Source organism: Micromonospora sp. NPDC048947 (assembly GCF_040649495.1).
Taxonomy (GTDB): domain Bacteria; phylum Actinomycetota; class Actinomycetes; order Mycobacteriales; family Micromonosporaceae; genus Micromonospora; species Micromonospora alfalfae.
On sequence record NZ_JBEZFO010000018.1, the window covers coordinates 1 to 17,062 of the forward strand.

The window sequence follows — 17,062 nt, forward strand, 5'->3', positions numbered from 1 at the left end:
TTTCCTTCTGGTTGTCTTTTTTTTATTGGTGTTCTGTATCCTTATTTTGTGGGGGGGGGGGGGGGGGGCGTCCCCCCCCCCCCCCCCCCCCCGGGGGGGGGGGGCCCCCCCGCCCCCCCCCCTTCCCCATGTCGTCAGGCGACCGGGGCGAAGCCGGGCAGCCAGCGCTCCAGGATGCTCCGGTAGGGGGCCTTCGCCTCCAACTGGCAGAGCACCCCGATCGACCCGAGCGTCACCCGGTGGATCAGCAGGTACGACGGTGGCAGGTTGAGCTGCCTGCTCAGCTGGTACGTGGGGGAGCGCGGGCTGGCCAGTCGGCCCGCCTCGGCCCGTAGCCAGGCCCGGGTGAACCGGAAGCCGTCCGCCGCGATGGGCTCCAGCATGGGGCGGATGAAGTCGAGCACCCCTTCGGCGTCGATCTCCTCGGCCGAGCCGATGAACCCCTCGGACCGCAGCCCCGCCACCACCTCGTCGGCATCGCCGCGCAGGGCCGTCGCGGCGATACGACCGATCGGCTCCGGGGTGCCCTCCGGCATCCGGGCCACCGCACCGAAGTCGATCACCCCGAGCCGGCCGTCGGGCAGCAACCGGAAGTTTCCCGGGTGCGGATCGGCGTGCAGCAGCCCGGCCCGCTGCGGCGCGGAGAGGTGCAGGGTGGCCATCAACCGACCCGCCTCGTCCCGATCCTCCTCGGTGCCCTCGCGGATGATGTCGGCCAGCGGGGTGCCAGTCACCCATTCGGTGACCAGCACCCGGGGCGAGGCATTGACCACCTCCGGGATGTAGATCTCCGGGTCGTCGGCGTACGCGGCGGCGAAGGTGCGCTGCGACTCGGCCTCCAACTCGTAGTCCAACTCCTCGGTGATCCGTTCGCGCAGCTCGGCCAGGAGCGGCTTGACGTCCAGGCCGGGCTGGATGGCCCGGAACATTCCGCCCAGTCGGGAGAGCTGCTTGAGGTCGGCGAGCAGGGCGTCGCCGGCCCCCGGATACTGGATCTTGACCGCCACGTCGCGGCTGTTCGGTTCGCCCGACTCGTCGAAGCCCGGATCGCGCCAGCGCGCCCGGTGCACCTGGCCGATGCTCGCGGCGGCGGCCGGAACGTCGTTGAACTCGACGAACAGGTCCCGCCAGTCGGGGCCGAGCTGCTCGGCCAGCACCTTGTGCACGCTGGCGACCGGCAGCGGTGGCGCAGCCTCCTGCAACTTCGTCAGCGCCTGCCGGTAGGGCGCGGCGATCTCCTCCGGCAATGCGGCCTCGAAGACCGACAGTGCCTGGCCGAACTTCATCGCCCCGCCCTTGAGCTGGCCCAGCACGCTGAACAGCTGCTCGGCGGTGCGCTGCTGAATCTCCGCGGAGATCACGTCGGAGGCCAGCCCGGTGACGCGCTTTCCCATCCCGAGAACGGTCCGGCCGGCGAAGCCGAGCGGCAGGGCGGCGAGCTTGGCGGTGCGGGACACGGCGCGGCGCGGGATGTCGGTCACCCGGTCATTGTTACCGACCGGAGGGCCCCGCTGCTGCTCTGCGGCCGGGCTGGTGCGGACACTCGGCCTCGCGAGCACCCACACGCCGGGTGTGGCGGCCAACCCCGACGACGGAAACAGCCGGCACCGGTGATCTCCATGGCACTACCCAGCGTCTCCGGTTGGCCGCCGTCCAGCTGCGTCAGCGCCTCGGCCAGGGCGTACCCGCAGGCGACGAGCAGCGTGCCTGTCGTTGCGGCGGCCGTCGGGTCGGCGGCGGCGAGTTGCGCGGCGAGCCGGGGCCAGTCCGGGTCGCGGTCGGCCCGGTGCAGCTCGACGCAGTGCAGGCAGGGTCCGGCGGGTGGGCGGACCAACGGCCCGATCACCGGTACGCCCTCGCGCAGCGTGACCAGCAGGTGTGGCTGCCGGCGCTGGGCGAGACCGGCGGCGAGCAGCGCCGGAGGCCGGTCCGTGCCGAGCTGGATCACCAGGTCGATCCGGCCGGCGCGGCTCGGATGGGTGCCGGTGCCCGGTGCGACGCGGTTGACAGCAGCCCGCACCGCCGGTGCCAGCGGCCGACCGAGTTCGGCGGCGGGGATGCCGGTGCCGATCAGGTCGACGGGGCGTACCGGGCCGGTGAGCTGGGGAATCACCTGCCCCACACCGGACTGGGCCAACGCCACCGTCAGCGGCCCGCCGAGCGCCCCGGCGCCGGTGAGCAGGACGCGGGCCGTCCGCCGCCTACGCAGGACCTGCGCTGGGGTGCCGGGCAGCCGGGCGGCGGCCAGGGCCAGCGCGCCGGCCTCCGCCGCGAGCCGGGCGCGGACCGGGCCGGTCAGGTCGCGGGGGAGCAGGCTGTGCGCGGCCACCAACAGGCCGGCGGCCCGCAGGGTGTCGAGCAGGGTACGCGCGTCGTCGGCGCTGACCTGGGCGGACGCCGCCTCGATCAGCACGGTCCGCTCGCTGCGGGTGCCGTCGAGCAGGTCGAGCAGGTGGGCGGCGCGGGGGTTGGCCAACTCCAGTAGGGCGGCCGGCCCAGGGCCGACGCCGAGTTGGAGGGTGTGCCGGTCCCGCCAGAGCCGGTTGAGGCCGGGCAGCAGGGTGGGGCGGGCTAATACGGTGCGGCTCATGGTCACGAATCGTGACCGCATCTTCGCGTTCAGTCGATCGTTGTCCACAGGCGGTCAGGCCGCTGTCCAGCGCTATCCACAGGATTTGACAGGTTTTCCACAGCCCCTCGCGCTCGTTGTCGGTCACCCGACAGGGGCTACCGCAGCGGTGGCACGTACTCCCGATCCGGCAACGGGGGTGGGGGGGGGGGGGGGGGGCCCCCCCCCCCCCCCCACCCCCGTTCACCCGTTCGGGTCAGACCTTGGCCTTGCCCAGGATGCGGTTCACTGTTGTACCGCATACCGGACACTTGCCCTTGGCCATGTTCATTCCGGTCTTCGAGACCTCGACGTGCCCCTCGAAGTCCCGCTTCTCCTTGCACTTCACGCAGTAACCGTTGTAGGTCGTCTGGGCCTGGTCGGCCACGGTGCCCTCCTCGTCTCGTCCGCCGGTCAATGCCGTCCCGGCGGGGTGCCCGGCGGCGGGCCACACGGGGCGCCGGCGCTGGGTCTCACTCCGCGGCCACCTTCGTGACCGCTGGTCCGCGGACCCTACCCAGGTCTGGGCGGTTCCATGTCAGCTGTGCATCGGCCTGTGAGCAAGTCGACGTCGAGAGTGTGCATGGCGAAATAGGTCGGATAAGTCAGTTTGGCGGGGACACGCCGACCAAACCCTGACAGCCACCCGTGCGAGTGCCCCTGCGGCGGCATTCGGGGCGGTGATCACCTACGGTGGAGACGTGCCGCGCACCGGCGCCATCGGCGTTCACCAAGGGTGACGAGATGGCGCGATGGCGCTACGGTCAAGAAATTTTCGGGACGCCTGGCGACCAATCACCATTTTCTGGGCGCGTGTCGTGCGGTTGACTCTTGCGGACCCCTGGTCAGTGGGCATTAGCTTTCCTTCGTGACACGTAGTCGAGGCTGCGCGGGCCAGTGATGGCGGGGACGCGCAAGCCGGTCGTCGAGGTGCGGCGCAGTCAGCGTCGACGACGCACGGTGTCCGCGTACCGTGACGGTGAGCGAGTGGTCGTCCTCATCCCCGACCAGTTCTCCCGTGCCGAGGAGAGCGAGTGGGTCGACCGGATGCTCGCCCGGCTCGCCGCCCGGGAGGGGCGCCTCGCCCGGTCCGACGCCGAGCTGCTGGAACGCGCCAATCGGCTCATCGACCTCTACCTCGCCGGATATGCCACGAAAGCGGTGCCGGCCAGCGTCCGATGGGTCACCAACCAGAACGGCCGGTGGGGCTCCTGCACACCGGCGGACCGCAGCATCCGAATCTCGCACCGCGTCCAGGAGATGCCCGAATGGGTGATCGACTACGTGTTGCTGCACGAGTTGGCGCACCTCATCGTGCCCAGCCACAACGCCCGGTTCTGGGCGCTGGTCGGTCGCTACCCCAAGTCGGAACGTGCCCGCGGCTACCTCGAAGGTGTCGCCGCCTCCTCCTGCGCACCGCTCCCCACCTGACCCACACCCCCCCGAGGCGCTGGCGCAGCCCGTCGAACCTTTCGGACGAGCGTCGTGTTCTTCGGGCCCCGCGTTCTTCGGGTGCCGCGCTCTTCGGGCGTCGGGCTTTTCGGGCCCTGCGTTCTTCGGGCCCTGCGTTCTTCGGGCCCTGCGTTCTTCGGGCCCTGCGTTCTTCGGGCCCTGCGTTCTTCAGGCGTCGCGCGTCGAGCCCCTGGGCGCCGCGCCGAGCGCCGACTGCTGTCTGACGCGCGATCGGCCTAGATCCACTCGCCTTCCTGAAAACCGCGCTGTCCAGGCTGCCGGGACACCGCGACTTCCATGAAGCCGAGTCGATCATGATGCCGAGCCGCACCGGGCCGCTCGGGGTGGGGTCGAATTGTCCGGGTCGGATGGTTTGCGTCGGGTTGGTCGGCCACGGGTTGGTGGGCCGGCGGGTTGATCGCCCTCGGACGGGTGGGCCCGCGGGTTGGTTGGCCCCGCCTAGGTGGGCCGGCGGGTTGGTTGATCTCGGGTGGGGTGGGCCGGCAGGTTGGTTGGTCTCGCGTGGGTGGGTCGGAGGGTTGGTTGGTCTCAGCTACCTGGGTCGGGCCGGGTGGGTGGGGTGGCCGGGTGGGGTGGCCGGGTTGGGCGGGGCGCTAGGGTCGGGGGATGGCGCGACGGGTGGTGGTGGCGATGCTCGGGCCGGTGCACTGGTCGCCGCCCGGGGTCGACCTGGCGCAATGGCGAGCGGCGCTCGCGGAAGACGTCATCGACCTGTTCGCCACGCTCAACGAGGTGGAGGTCGCGGTCGCGGTGACCCCGGCCGACCGGGCCCTGGCCTATGCGCTGGTGTGGCCCGGTACGGCGGTGTACGAGGTGGCCGAGCCGACGCCGAATGCCGTGTTCGCCGTGCTGGAGGGGTACGACCAGGCGGCAGTGCTGGTCGGGGACGTGCCTGACCTGCCCGCGCTGACCGTCGGCAAGCTGCTCCGCCCACTCAGCAGCAGGCCGGTCGCTGTGGCTCCGGTCGAGGGAGGCGGCAGGGGTCTGCTCGGGGTCGCAGTACGACTGCCCGCGCCGGAGTGGCTGCCGACGCTGGAGCTGGACACGGCGACGCCGGCCGAGGCGCGCGCCAACGCCCCGCGCCCGGGTGATGTGGCGGTCACCACCGGCTGGCGACGACTGCGCGGCCCGGCTGACCTGGCCACGCTGGACCCGGCCTTCGAGGGTTGGGAAGCGACCCGCGCCCTGCTCTCCGGGTCGGGCCGACCCACCTGAACGGTCGGCGTCGCCCGAACGCTGAACGGTCGGCACCGCTGAACCGTCGGCATCGCTGAACCGTCGGCATCGCTGAACCGTCGGCATCGCTGAACCGTCGGCATCGCTGAACGCGCCGCGGGTGCCCGCTGTGGATCTGTGGGCACCCGCGGCGCGGGCAGTCGATGGGCGGGGGTCAGGACTTGGCGTCGCCCTCGCCGTCGGTCTCGTCGGACGGACCAGGCTGACCCGTCTGACCCGTCTGACCCGACGGACCGGACTGACCCGACGGACCGGACTGACCCGACGGACCGGACTGACCCGACGGACCGGACTGGCCGGGGGCCTTCTCCTCCACTCCGCCGGGTGCGGTGAAGTCGAAGCTGTCCAGCTCGCTGAGGTCCATGTCGTTCATCGCGAAGGCGACCGGGTCGGCGAAGTCGTCGTCAGACGGGAGCAGGTCCGGGTGTCCCCAGACGGCGTCGCGGCCCTCGATGCCACGGTGCTGGGTGAGCGCGGCCCAGAGCGCGGCGGCCTCGCGCAGTCGGCGGGGGCGCAGTTCCAGACCGACCAGCGCGGCGAAGGTCTGCTCGGCGGGACCGCCGGCGGCCCGGCGACGGCGGAACGCCTCACCCAGCCGGACGACGTTGGGCAGCCGGTCGCTGGCGGCGCTGTCCACGACGTGGCACACCCAGCCCTCGACCAGGGCGAGTGCGGTCTCGAGGCGGGCCAGCGAGGCCTTCTGCGCCGGGGTGTCCTCCGGGGTGAAGATGCCCTCCAGGGCGATCGCCTGCATCGACTCGGGGTCGGTCGGGTCGACCCGGCCCATCGCCTCCTCGATCGCCTCCCGGTTGACCCGGATGCCCGAGGCGTACATCTCGACGGCGCTGAGCACGTGCCCACGCAGCCACGGGACGTGCTGGAACAGCCGCTGGTGAGCGGCCTCGCGCAGCGCCACGTAGAGGCGGACCTCGTCCTCGGGCAGTTCCAGGCCTTCGCCGTACGCCCGGATGTTGGCCGGGATCAGCGCGGCCGTGCCGGCCGGGCCGAGCGGCAGCCCGATGTCGCCGGCGGAGAGCACCTCGGCGGCGAGCGAACCGAGGGCCTGGCCCAGCTGACCGCCGAAGAGCGCGCCACCGAGGGAGGCCACCATCGACTGCATCGGGCCGAGCTGGGCGCGCGCCTCCGGTGGCACCAGGTCGCCCATGGCACCGACCATCCGGCTGGCGACGGGGTCGCACAGCTTGCGCCACACGTCCAGCGTCTTGAAGATCCACTCGTTGCGGTTCCACGCAACGGGGTTCTGGATGCCGGAGGGCCACGCCGAGGCGGGCTCCAGCCACAGGTCGGCGAGGCGCAGCGCCTCCTCGACCGCGTTGCGCTCGTACATTGAGACTGCCGGGTCACCGGCGGCCGCGAGCTGGCTGGCTGCTACCTGCCGGGCCAGGTCCCAGTTGACCGGCCCGCTGCCCGGCGCGGAGAGCAGGTGCTGCAACTGCGACATGAACTGCTGCATCTGCGCGGGATCGTTGGGGTCTGGTGGCTGCCCACCCGGGAGCGCGAAACCGAACGGAATATCAGGCACGACATCTACGGTACGCGGACCGCGCCCCAGGTAGCCGCCGCTGGCGTTGCGCTGAGGGCGAAGTCGCGCGGCGCATCCGGCGGATGACCCGCAGCTGGTCGGTACGCTCTGCGGCATGAGACGTCGTGGCCTGACGGTCCTGCTCGGTGCCCTGTTCACCGCCCTGCTGAGCATCGGGGTGCTCCGGGTGCCGATTCCGTACGTGGTGCTGGGCCCAGGGCCGACGGTGAACACCCTCGGCACGACCGACGGTAAGGAGGTCATCCAGGTCTCCGGTCGGGAGACCTCGACCTCGGCCGGCCAGTTGCGGCTGACCACGGTGGGGGTGCAACCCACTGTGCGGTTGCGGGGGGCGATCGCGGGCTGGTTCTCCGACGACGAGGCGGTGGTGCCGCGTGAGCTGGTCTACCCGCCGGGGGAGTCGACGGAGCAGGTCGAGCAGCGCAACGCCGAGGACTTCAAGGCGTCGCAGACCAGCGCGGAGACCGCCGCGCTGCGGGAGTTGGGCTTTCCGGTGCAGGTGGTGATCAAGACGGTGGCCGGGGACGGCCCGGCGGCCGGTGCGCTGAAGGCCGGCGATCTGATCACCTCGGTCGACGGCCAGCCGGTGCCGGTGGCGGCGAAGGTCACCGAGCTGGTCCGGGCCAAGCCGGCGGGCACGGCGTTGAGTATCGGCTACACCCGTGACGGTGTGCCGGCCACCGCGACGGTGACCAGCCAGGAGCAGGACGGCCGACCGCGGATCGGTGTCGAGATCGATCAGCAGCAGCCGCACCCGTTCACGCTCGGCATCGACCTGGGCGACATCGGTGGGCCGAGCGCTGGTCTGATGTTCGCCCTGGGGATCGTGGACAAGTTGACCCCGGCCGACCTCACCGGCGGCAAGGTCATCGCCGGGACCGGCACCATCGACGACGAGGGGGCCGTCGGCCCGATCGGCGGGATCGCCCAGAAGCTGGTCGGCGCCAAGCGCGCCGGGGCGAAGGTCTTCCTGGTCCCGGCGGACAACTGCGCGGAGGCGGTCCGCAACCCGCAGCCCGATCTGCCGCTGTTGCGGGTGGGCTCGTTGGACGAGGCGATGACCGCTCTGGAGACGTTGCGTACGGGTGGTCAGCCGACGCGTTGCTGACCGGTGTGACCGTGCCCCGACACGCTCAGGAACACCCCGTACTCTGGGTGCCTGGTCGGAGCCGATCATATCGAGCGTGCGGAGCCAACAGTGGTCATGCGTAGCAGCAGCCCCCTCCCGAGGATGAGCCGGCGCGGGCGCGTCACCATCGCGGTCCTGGTCGGGGTGTTCGTGCTCTTCACCCTGCTCGGCTGGGGCGTCCAGGCGTGGACCGACTGGCTCTGGTTCGACGAGGTCCGCTACACCGAGGTCTTCACCGGCGTCCTGCTCACCCGGCTGGTGCTCTTCCTCGCCATCGGCCTCGGCATGGCGGTGATCGTCGGTGGCAACCTCTGGCTGGCCTACCGGTTGCGCCCGCGACTGCGTCCGCACTCGGTGGAGCAGGCGACCCTGGAGCGCTACCGGATGGTGCTCAGCCCGCGGCTCGGCACCTGGATCTCGCTGACCGCAGCGGTGGTCGGGCTCTTCGCCGGTCTCTCCGCACAGAACCGGTGGAACCAGTGGCTGCTCTTCCGCAACGGCGGTGACTTCGGCATCAAGGACCCGGAGTTCGGTGTCGACATCGGCTTCTACGTCTTCCAACTACCGTTCTGGCGTTACCTGCTCGGGGTCGCCTTCACCGCTGTGGTGCTGGCCGTGATCGGCGCGCTGGCGGTGCACTACCTCTTCGGCGGGGTCCGCCTGCAGGGCGTCGGCGACCGGATGAGCAACGCGGCCCGCGCGCACCTGAGCACCCTGGTCGCGGTCTTCGTGCTGTTGAAGGCGATCGCGTACGTGTTGGACCGGCGGGCCATGCTGCTGGAGTACAACGAGGGCGCCAAGTTGTACGGCGCCGGTTACGCGGACGTCAACGCGTTGCTGCCGGCGAAGGAGATCCTCGCCTACATCTCGATCGTGGTGGCCATCGCGATCCTCGTGTTCTCCAACGCCTGGATGCGGAACCTGGTCTGGCCGGGGATCTCGCTGGCGCTGCTCGGCGTGTCGGCGGTTGCCATCGGCGGCATCTACCCCTGGGCGGTGCAGACCTTCGAGGTCAAGCCGAGCGCCAAGGACAAGGAAGCGCCGTACATCCAGCGCAGCATCGACGCGACGCGCGCGGCGTTCGGGTTGGGGGCCACCGAAACGACCCCGTACGCGGCGAACAACCTCACCCCACCGGGGAACCTGGCCACCGACACCGCTGTGGTGTCGAACGTGCGGCTGCTCGACCCGCAACTGGTCAGCGAGACGTACACCCAGCTCCAGCAGGTGCGTGGCTTCTACGACTTCGGTCCGAAGCTGGACATCGACCGGTACGGGGTGAACGGCAAGGTCTCCGACTACGTGGTCGGCGTCCGGGAGATCAACTACGGCGAGCTGACCGACCAGCAGAACACCTGGATCAACCGGCACACCGTCTACACCCACGGGTACGGGCTGGTGGCCGCCCCGGCCAACCAGGTGGTCTGCGGAGGGCAGCCGTTCTTCGTCTCCGGGTTCCTCGGCGAGAAGACCCAGGAGGCGTGCTCCTCGCAGACCGAGCAGATTCCGGCCAAGCAGCCGCGCATCTACTACGGCGAGCGGATGGCGGCCGACGACTACGCCATCGTCGGGCAGTCCGACCCGAACAAGAAGGCCGAGTTCGACAGGCCGGTCGGTGAGGGCGGCGGCGAGTCCTACACCTACACCGGTGAGGGCGGTGTGGAGATCGGCTCCTTCACCCGGCGACTGCTGTACGCCATCAAGGAGCAGGAGTCGAACTTCCTGCTCTCCGAGGCGGTCAACAAGGACTCCAAGCTGCTCTACGTGCGCAACCCGCGCGACCGGGTGGAGAAGGTGGCGCCGTTCCTCACACTGGACGGCGACCCGTACCCGGCGGTGGTCGACGGTCGGGTGCAGTGGATCGTGGATGGCTACACCACGGCGGCCTCCTACCCGTACGCGGAGAAGGTCAACCTGCAGACCGAGACCACCGACGAGTTGACCAACCGGGGCACCTTCCAGCTGGCCCGGGAAGACGTCAACTACATGCGCAACTCGGTGAAGGCCACTGTCGACGCGTACGACGGCACTGTGAAGCTCTACGAGTACGACGACACCGACCCGGTGCTCAAGGCGTGGAACAAGGCGTTCGGCGGTGACCTGGTGCTGCCGAAGGCGGAGATCCCGGTCGAGTTGAGCGAGCACCTGCGCTACCCGGCGGACATGTTCAAGGTGCAGCGCAACCTGCTGACCAAGTTCCACGTGACGAACCCGGGTGACTTCTACTCCGCACAGGACTTCTGGCAGGTGCCCAACGTGCCGGACGCCCCGGACAGCGGTCAGAAGCAGCCTCCGTACTACCTGTTCACCCAGTTCCCGGGGCAGGAGAGCCCCCGGTTCCAGCTCACCTCGGCGGTCACCCCGAACGGCCGGCAGAACCTCGCGGCGCTGATCTCCGGGTCGTACGTCGACGGGAAGCCTCGGCTGGAGGTGCTGGAGTTGCCGGATCAGACCCGGATCTCCGGCCCGGTGCAGGTGCACCAGCAGATGACGAACAACGCGAACATCCGTCAGCAGCTCAACCTGCTCTCCAGTAACCAGGCGCAGGTGCAGTACGGCAACCTGCTCTCGTTGCCGTTCGCCGACGGGATGCTCTACGTCGAGCCGGTCTACGTGAAGAGCAACCAGCAGGACGCGTACCCGCTGTTGCAGAAGGTGCTGCTCTCGTATGGTGACGGCGGCTCCTTCGTGGCTCTCGCCGACAACATCAACGATGGCATCAAGCAGTTGGTCGAGCAGGGGAAGAAGGCCGGGCAGGGCACGTCGCCGCCGCCGACGACAGGGGGCAACCCGACGACGCCCACGCCCACGCCGACGCCTTCGGGCTCGGCGACGCCGACGCCGACCCCGAGCGCCGGCACCCCGCCGCCGGCAGGTGACCTGGCTGCCGCCGCGGACCGGGTGCAGACCGCGATCACCGAGGTCCGGGCCGCGCAGACGTCGGGCGACTTCGAGCGGTACGGGCGTGCGCTGAAGGCCCTCGACGAGGCGCTCACCGCGTTCCAGCAGGCGCAGCAGGCTGCCGGTGCGCCTGGTGCCAGCCCGAGTGCTGGCGGCTGACCCGGCACCGCACGCAGTTCCTCCCCGAGCCCTCGTCGCTTGGACCGCATCAGGTCCGAGCGGCGGGGGCTCGGCCGTTGTCCTGATCTGTGGGTATCTGTCACGTCACCGACAGCACCGCCCAGGCCCGCAACCTGCGGCGCCGGTCCGCCGTCCTCATTGCAACGGGGTGGGGACGAGGGGGAACAGTCGTGCGGGACGCGCAGAGCTTCGATGACTTCTACCGCAGCACCGCCCGGCGGACGCTGCGGTACGGCTATGCGGTCGCCGGCGACCACAGCGAGGCGCAGGACCTGGTGCAGGAGGCGTACACCCGGGCCTGGCGGCAGTGGGGGCGACTGTCGTCGCATCCGGCGCCGGAGGCGTGGCTGCGGCTCGTGGTGGCCCGGCTGGCGACCGACCGCTGGCGGCGCCTGCACCGTTGGCGGGTGGTGCTGAGCCGCACCGGACCGCCGGCGGTGGCACCCCCGCCCAGCGAGGACGGGGTGCTCCTGGCCGGAGCGCTCCGGCAGTTGCCCGCCACGCACCGGCAGGCGCTGGCCCTGCACTACCTCTTCGACATGTCCGTCGAGGAGATCGCCCGGGAGACCGACGTCCCGGTCGGCACCGTGAAGTCCTGGCTGTCCCGAGGCCGGTCCCGGCTGGCCGCGCTGCTGCCCGACCTCAGCGCAGTGGAGTTGGAGGCGAACGATGTCAGTTGAACTCTCTGACCTGTACCGGTCGCTCAGCACCGTCGCGGACGGGCACGAGCTGAGCCATCCCGAGTCGCTTCGGCGGTTCGCCGACCGGCGGGCCCGGGCCCGGGTTGCCGGCTCGACGCTCGCGGTGGCCCTGCTCGTGGGCGGGGTTGTCGTCGGTGGCCGACTGGCGTACCCGGCGGACGGCTCCGCACCGCTGCCGCCGCCCGCCGACACCCCGGGCCCGCCGCCGACCGGGGCGACCGCGACCTCCCGGCCGTCACCCACGCCGACCCCGGCGTCGACGCAGTCGTCCCCGCCGCCGTCGCGGACCACCCCGAGCGGTACGCCGTCGCAGCCGGTCACCGGACCGGCGGTGCCTCGGCCGCCCACCTCGATTCCGGACCGCGCCTTCTTCCTGCTGGCGGCCCCGAATCGGACCGGACTGGAATCCTCGGGGGAGGGCCCGGCACTGCCGACGCTGTGCGGCGCGCGCCTGCCCAGCGACTCGGCAATGGTCCACCGCCGTGGTCGCTACCTGGCCTACAAGTTTTCGGAGACGCCGACGGGGCACGTGCCGGACGGCAGCTACCGGCACACCATCACCATCTACCGGGCGGGCCGTGCCGACGACGCGTTGCGGGAGTTGCGGCAGGCAGTGCGCGGCTGCCCCGACCAGAAGCTGCCCGGCGACAACAGGACGTGGCGACAGCGGCTGCTGGCCTCTGAGGTGTATGGGGACGCGTCGGTGCTGTTCGAGATGCGGGCCCCGATGCCGGACGGGATGGGCGAGCCGGGTACGGAGGAGGTTCGGCTGGTCCGGGCGGTCCGGGTCGGCGACGTGGTGACTGTGCTCTGGGAGCAGGGTTGGGAGCACACGGCGGCCGTTCGGTCCCAGGTCGACGCCGACAGTCGCCGGGCTGTCGCGGCGATCGAGAACTGGCTCGACTGACAACGCCCAGGTCAGAGCTGTCCGTGTCGGCGGTATCGGAGTCGCTTTGCGGTGTCCCGGGTCGGTGCGCTACGGTTATCGAACCGACGCGGGGTGGAGCAGCTCGGTAGCTCGCTGGGCTCATAACCCAGAGGTCGCAGGTTCAAATCCTGTCCCCGCTACGAGAGAAACACCAGTTCGAAGCCCGTCTCCGGTTCACCGGAGGCGGGCTTTCGACATTCCGGGATGCCGGCCACAGCGGATGCCGACCCCACTGATCATCGCCCGGAACGGGTGAGTTAGTCTTAACCAGTCGACGCGGGGTGGAGCAGCTCGGTAGCTCGCTGGGCTCATAACCCAGAGGTCGCAGGTTCAAATCCTGTCCCCGCTACCACTGAAAGTGATATGAGTCCGGCCCCCACAGTGTGGGGGCCGGACTTGTTTGGTGCCGCTGTCGTGATGAGGGGCCCGCAGGGGCCGGCACCTCGTCGGCGCCGGCCCCCGGCGGGTTCTACCGCAGGCCGAAGGCCCGGGTGACGGTCTGGGTGACGCCGCCGCCGTTGCGCTGCTCGGCGGTGACCCGGATCGACACGAAATCGGCAGAGCGTGGTGCGTTCAGCGACGCCTGCCAGGTTCCCTTCTTCTCCCGCAGGTCCTGCCGCCGCCAGGTCGCCCCGTCGTCGTAGGAGATCTCCAACCGGAGTGACGACACCGCGTCGCGGGCAGCGGTGCTGCCCACCACCACCGGCGTGATCGAGAAGTCGGTTCGGCGCTTCGTCCGACCCGCGACGTCCACGTCCGTTCCGTAGTCCAGTTGGACCAGCGGGATGGCCTGCACCTCAGTGCTGCCGCCGGAGACGAAGCTCCACTCGGTGTGCGTGGCGGTCGAGTACGGGCTGAACTCGGGCTTGCCCGTGGTCTCGACGACCAGCCGGTACGGCAGCTTCTCCGGTGACAGGTCACCCGCGCCGACCTCCGGCCAGCCGTTGAACTGGGTCAGCTGCTTGTCGCCCTGATAGAACGTGGCGATCTGCGACATGCTGGCCCCGCCGCTGTGGGCGGCGCCCGCGTCGCCGAACCCCTGGATGTAGGCGCTCATGGCGGTCTCGCCACGGAACGGGATCTCGGTGCTGAGCAGACGCGGCCGGGTGATGGGTCCGAACCAGCGGTCCTTCTGGACGCTGCCCGGCCGGTAAGCGATGGCCTCCGTGTTGGAGCGCGCCCAGTCGGCGACGTCGGCGTACTGCATCCACTTGATGCCGCCGCCCGCGGAGACCCAGTCGGTGCGTGGCCCCGGCGCGACCGGCTCGAACGGGAACGGCCGTGCCGCCCCGTACTCGTACGGCGGGAAGTCCATCCGGGTCTCGCTGGACTGCTTCCCCGGGGGCGGGGAGAAGGTGAGATCGATCCGGGCGAGGTTGCGCGGGTCGGTCTTGGCGGACGGGTCCTTCGGCACCCCGCCACTGTGGTAGTCCACCAGGTCGTACAGGTACTTCGCCCTGGGGTGGGCGACGACGACCAGTCGTAGCGGCGTACGGCCGGCAGCGCTGATCTTCTGGATCAACGCCTCGCCCTCGTCCATGGTCACCGAGGCCACCGGGACCGGTCCGGTCGTCACGGCGTCGGGGTTGCCGTACCAGTCGCTCTTGCGGCCCGCGCGGTCGTTGACCACGACGAGCATCGCCGCACCGGCGGTGTGCGCCGCCGCTGCCTGGTCCGTGGGGGGCACCGATTCGTTGCTGCGGACGACCACGGCCCTGCCGCGGGCGGAGACACCGGCGTAGTCGGCGTCGCCGCCGGCTCCCGCGAAGACGGCGTCCAGGCGTGAGGTGCCGTCGGGCAGCGGCAGGGCACCGGGCTGCGCGAGCGGGGCGCTGAGGTGCCGACCGTGGTAGCTGATCGCCAGCGGCGTCTGCTCGGCACGGATCCGGGTGGTGAAGACGAAGCTGCCCTTGCGCACCTTGCCACTGGTCGGCAGGGCCCACAGGCTGTCGTAGGCGGCGCCCGGCCAGAACGTCTCGCGCAGTGCGCTCCAGTCGGTGGGTGTCGGCTCGCTCGAGGTGAAGGAGCGGTAGACGTCGATTCTGCTGTTGACGACGGCGGTCGGCTGGGGAGTCGCCACCTTCACCTGGCGGGCCCGCGCCGCGTCGAGTTCCACGACCCGGTTGGTGGTCAGGTCGACCTCGGGGGCCGTCAGCATCGCGAGTCCGAGAGAGTGGGGCCCGTGCAGACCCTCCACGTCCGCCCCCGTGACGACTGTGTAGGAGCCGGGCGCCAGGCGGGCGGTGAGCTTTCCGTCCGGCACCCACATGAAGGCGGAGCCGGTCTCGGCGTTGACAACCTCGACCTCGCCGCTCATGGGCCGGCCGGCGCGGTCCTTCAGGTGGATGGTGAGGTCGTACTTCTTGGACTCGACGGCGACCCCGACGGCCGTGTGCACCTCGCCGGCGGCGAAGCGGGCCGTGACCTGGGCGGAGTACCTGCCGGCGGGAAGGCCGGCCGGGGCCACCACGACGTCGACCGTCGCGCTGGCCCGAGCGGGCACCGTGACACGGTCGGCGGTTGCCGTGAACGTCTGCGCCGGGGCGGTGCCGTGGTCGACGGAGACCTCCACCGCGATCGGGCTGTCAGTGGTGTTCGTGTAGGTGATCGTCCGCTTGATGGGTTGTGGTGCGGTGCCCCAGCCGACGAGCCCGGCGTCCACCGACCCGGACGCGATGACCTGGTCCTGGTGGTAGGCGGCGGCGACGTTCAACCGACCGCTACCGGCCTGGTAGGCGTCGTAGTCGGGCGTACGGGCGCTGGTGCTCATCAGCGCGTCCTTGATCTGCCGCGCGCTCCAGGTCGGGTGCTTCTGCACCAGCAGGGCGGCCGCCCCGGCGACGTGCGGCGCTGCCATCGAGGTGCCACTGTCGACGTAGTAGTAGCCCTCACCCCAGGAGATGTGCTGCGAGCGTGCCGCCAGCACGTCCACCCCGGGAGCGGTCATGTCGGGCTTGAGGGCCTCGTCGTTCATCCGGGGCCCGACGCTGGAGAAGCCCGCCAGGTGGTCGGAGGTGTCCACCGCGCCGATTGTCAGCGCGGCGTCAGCGGTACCGGGCGCACCGAGCGTGTACGGGTCTGGTCCGCTGTTGCCGGCGGCCACGACGAAGAGGGCGCCCGTCTCGGCGGTCAACTGGTTGACGGCCTGGCTCAGCGGGTCGTCCTGGGTGTGCCACGCGCTCACGCCGAGGCTCATGTTGATCACTTTGGCGTGCTCGGCCCGTGCCGCCCACTCCATGCCCGCGATGATCCCCGAGATGGACCCGCTGCCGTACTCGTCGAGGACCTTGCCGATCACCAAGTCGGCGTCGGGGGCCACACCCCGTTCCCTGCCGCCGGAGGCGGCGCCCGTCCCGGCGACTGTGGACGCGGTGTGGGTGCCGTGCCCGTTGCGGTCGATCACGTCCTGACCGGGGATGAAGCTCCGGGAGGCCACCACCTGATCGGCGAGATCCGGGTGGGTGGTGTCCACCCCGCTGTCCAGGACGGCGACCCGGACACCGCTGCCGGTGCCACCCGCGGCCCACGCGGCGGGCGCGCCGATCTGGGCGGTGGTGTCGGCCAGGGCGGCCTTCGCCTTGCCGTCGAGCCACACCTTGTCGATGCCGGCCGCGAAGGAGGGCGCCGGGGTGGCAGCGCTGCGGCCGGTCGTCGACCGTCCACTTGTGAGGGCTGACCAGAAGTCCGCGGCCTGCGATCGGCGGGTGCGGATCGCCTCACCACTGACGGAGGGAAGCGCCAGCGTGGTCTGCGCGCCCGGCAGCGTGGTGCCGGCCCTGAGCTTCGCCGCACCCGCCGTGCGGGTGACGATCAGGGGGAGTTCGGCGGTACGGGCGTCGTCGTAGCCCTGGGCGATGAGCTGGGTGACGTCGAACAGTTGCTTGTCGAGTCGACCGGTGGCGAGGTACGGCAACGCCTCGTCCGGGTACACGTAGGTGTCCCGACCCTCAGTGGAGACGCGTACGGCGCCGGTGGCGCCCGGGGCGCGCTTGACGTCCACCGAGGGGGTTGCGTCGTGGACGCCCGGGGTCACCGTCACCCGGTCGCCGGTGATCAGCGTGACAGTGACGGGTGTGCGGTCCGCGTTGCCGCTCGGGGTGGGTCCCGTCGGCGGCGGTGGGGGCGGTGGGGCGCCGCGCGCCGCCGTGGGGGTGAGGAGAGCGGCGACGATTGTGACGCCTACCGCTGCCGCCGCAGATCTTCGGGTGCGAGAGATCCGCGCACTGTCTACAGAGTTGGGCATGAGGCGAATCCGATCACCTCGAGAGATTCATGTAAAGATCATCATCTTTGCCGGGACGTTGCGAGCGCGTTGCGCGTCGGCCGGAGAGCTTCCGGACCA

At 70.8% G+C, this 17,062-nt stretch carries 10 protein-coding genes, 2 tRNA genes and 1 pseudogene; 8 read left to right on the plus strand and 5 right to left on the minus strand.

Features of this window, described 5'->3' with window-relative positions; translation table 11 throughout:
- Nucleotides 1–134: 134 nt before the first annotated feature.
- From AB0B98_RS23970 to AB0B98_RS23980, 3 genes are all read right to left on the minus strand, one after another.
- Complete coding sequence (locus AB0B98_RS23970; protein ID WP_357365448.1) at nucleotides 135–1,481, minus strand: AarF/ABC1/UbiB kinase family protein; 1,347 nt, start codon at nucleotides 1,479–1,481, stop codon at nucleotides 135–137.
- Nucleotides 1,478–2,590: a hypothetical protein gene (locus AB0B98_RS23975; RefSeq protein WP_357365450.1), complete on the minus strand. Its 1,113-nt coding sequence runs from the start codon at nucleotides 2,588–2,590 to the stop codon at nucleotides 1,478–1,480. Before AB0B98_RS23975 ends, AB0B98_RS23970 begins: the two co-directional genes overlap by 4 nt.
- A 235-nt stretch (nucleotides 2,591–2,825) precedes the next feature.
- On the minus strand, nucleotides 2,826–2,996 hold the full coding sequence (locus AB0B98_RS23980) for a DUF5679 domain-containing protein (RefSeq protein WP_167457767.1): 171 nt from the start codon (nucleotides 2,994–2,996) through the stop codon (nucleotides 2,826–2,828).
- A gap of 512 nt (nucleotides 2,997–3,508) precedes the next feature.
- Between AB0B98_RS23980 and AB0B98_RS23985 the strand changes: the two genes are divergently transcribed.
- Nucleotides 3,509–4,039: a M48 family metallopeptidase gene (locus tag AB0B98_RS23985; protein ID WP_357365452.1), complete on the plus strand. Its 531-nt coding sequence runs from the start codon at nucleotides 3,509–3,511 to the stop codon at nucleotides 4,037–4,039.
- Between the two features lie 648 nt (nucleotides 4,040–4,687).
- Complete coding sequence (locus tag AB0B98_RS23990) at nucleotides 4,688–5,296, plus strand: hypothetical protein (RefSeq protein WP_357365454.1); 609 nt, start codon at nucleotides 4,688–4,690, stop codon at nucleotides 5,294–5,296.
- 310 nt (nucleotides 5,297–5,606) lie between these two features.
- On the opposite strand, the pseudogene AB0B98_RS23995 reads toward AB0B98_RS23990, so the two are convergent.
- A pseudogene (locus tag AB0B98_RS23995) lies at nucleotides 5,607–6,791 on the minus strand (zinc-dependent metalloprotease); the annotation flags it as partial.
- Between the two features lie 184 nt (nucleotides 6,792–6,975).
- On the opposite strand from AB0B98_RS23995, the gene AB0B98_RS24000 reads away from it, so the two are divergent.
- The 6 genes from AB0B98_RS24000 (at nucleotide 6,976) to AB0B98_RS24025 (ending at nucleotide 13,072) form a co-directional block, all read left to right on the plus strand.
- Nucleotides 6,976–7,989, plus strand: coding sequence for a PDZ domain-containing protein (locus AB0B98_RS24000; protein ID WP_357365456.1), 1,014 nt, complete (start codon nucleotides 6,976–6,978; stop codon nucleotides 7,987–7,989).
- 96 nt (nucleotides 7,990–8,085) lie between these two features.
- Complete coding sequence (locus tag AB0B98_RS24005) at nucleotides 8,086–11,070, plus strand: UPF0182 family protein (protein ID WP_357365458.1); 2,985 nt, start codon at nucleotides 8,086–8,088, stop codon at nucleotides 11,068–11,070.
- A 191-nt stretch (nucleotides 11,071–11,261) separates the two neighbouring features.
- A complete protein-coding gene (locus AB0B98_RS24010; RefSeq protein WP_357288081.1) occupies nucleotides 11,262–11,771 on the plus strand; it encodes a SigE family RNA polymerase sigma factor in 510 nt (169 codons plus the stop codon).
- Nucleotides 11,761–12,699 carry a hypothetical protein gene (locus AB0B98_RS24015; RefSeq protein ID WP_357365460.1) on the plus strand — a complete coding sequence of 313 codons (939 nt, stop codon included), beginning with the start codon at nucleotides 11,761–11,763 and terminating at the stop codon, nucleotides 12,697–12,699. Before AB0B98_RS24010 ends, AB0B98_RS24015 begins: the two co-directional genes overlap by 11 nt.
- 87 nt (nucleotides 12,700–12,786) lie before the next feature.
- Nucleotides 12,787–12,860 (plus strand) — tRNA-Met (locus AB0B98_RS24020).
- 135 nt (nucleotides 12,861–12,995) lie between these two features.
- Nucleotides 12,996–13,072 (plus strand) — tRNA-Met (locus tag AB0B98_RS24025).
- A gap of 117 nt (nucleotides 13,073–13,189) precedes the next feature.
- On the opposite strand, the gene AB0B98_RS24030 is transcribed toward AB0B98_RS24025, so the two are convergent.
- Nucleotides 13,190–16,963, minus strand: a complete 3,774-nt coding sequence (locus AB0B98_RS24030; RefSeq protein WP_357365462.1) for a S8 family serine peptidase — start codon at nucleotides 16,961–16,963, stop codon at nucleotides 13,190–13,192.
- Between the last annotated feature and the right edge of the window lie 99 nt (nucleotides 16,964–17,062).